This window comes from Dietzia sp. SLG310A2-38A2 (assembly GCF_014145095.1).
In the GTDB taxonomy this organism is placed as follows: Bacteria; Actinomycetota; Actinomycetes; order Mycobacteriales; family Mycobacteriaceae; genus Dietzia.
Genome location: NZ_JAALDX010000548.1, coordinates 18,129 through 19,284 on the forward strand (window position 1 = coordinate 18,129; position 1,156 = coordinate 19,284).

1 protein-coding gene and 1 pseudogene are annotated in these 1,156 nt (G+C 70.7%); one reads left to right on the forward strand and one right to left on the reverse strand.

Features of this window, described 5'->3' with window-relative positions:
• Positions 1–175 precede the first annotated feature (175 nt).
• Positions 176–340, forward strand: a complete 165-nt coding sequence (locus tag G6027_RS18065) for a hypothetical protein (protein ID WP_241261438.1) — start codon at positions 176–178, stop codon at positions 338–340.
• A 527-nt stretch (positions 341–867) separates the two neighbouring features.
• Here G6027_RS18065 and G6027_RS18070 read toward each other — a convergent pair.
• Positions 868–1,156, reverse strand: a pseudogene (locus G6027_RS18070) (hypothetical protein); the annotation flags it as partial.

Genomic DNA, 1,156 nt, shown 5'->3' on the forward strand with positions numbered 1-1,156 from the left:
CATCCACGGCGAGATCGGCTACGTCCCCCCGGCGGAGTACGAAGCCCAACACACGGCGGCCGAACCGGCACCAGAGCCCGTCGACGACCTCATCGACGCCAGATAACCACCCTCTACAAAACCCGGGGCTTGACACCTCATCGCCTCCACCCAGTCGGCGAACCTGCTCTACGCGGTGGCCTGTGGCCGCACCGGGATCATCCGCAGCCTGGCCAAGCGCCACGATCGCCAGGCCCGCTCGCTGGCCGTCCGCGACGCCGTGGCGGGCGGCTGGGACCCGGTCGCCTACGCACGGGCATCCGGCAACGCCGCACCGCTCGACACGCCCCCACTGTTCTAAAGCTGGAGTACAGTCACCCACACCAAATGGCCCCGCCCGCAGGCGGGGCCATTCTCGTTGGCGGCCCGGGCGGGATGTGTCAGCGGGCCGCTGCTTGTCGGCGTTGCCGGCGCAGTTGCCAGTACCGCGGGATCGTCCATCGCAACGGGGTCTTATCGATCACCCACAGCGCCATCCGCGCCCGGTAGTGCACGCCCGTGGCGCACCGCGAACGACCAATGACCGACGAACCACGCCAGCAGCCCGAGCGCCGCTACCGTCGGCGCCCACGTACGGCCCTTGCAAAACACCGAGCATGCCAATCACCGCGCAGAACCCGCCGGCCCCACGCGCGAGGCGGCGGCAAGGCCAAGGCGCCGCCAGCGACGAGAGCGGTAGCCAACAGCGCGGTCTCCAGATCCCACATTCCACACTCCTGTCGCTAACGCCTTCCCGCCGCGGCGCTCGCACAGACCTCACGGCCAGATCGGCTGTCAGTGTGGCTTTCCCCTCCGACAGTCAGCGCGCTTCGTGCTCTGGCGGGCTGGCTATGACTGGCCCGGCTGATCCGACTGGCCTGGCTTGCGCGCGGTCTCGCGCAGCGAGTCCAGGACTTCCCGCAGGGTGTCCGAGGTGGCCTCCGCCCGGACCCGTGCCCGGTCGGACTCCTCGGCCTTAGCGCGTGCGACGGCGGCGTCATTGAGCGCGGTCTCGAGCTGACCGCGCAGCTGCTCCAGCTCTACGCGTAGCCCCTCGGCCTCACCAGTGGCGCGATCGCGTGACGCGGCGGCCTCGTCCCTCTCGGCGGCGGCCTGCTCGGCGGCCGCCAGCGCGTCG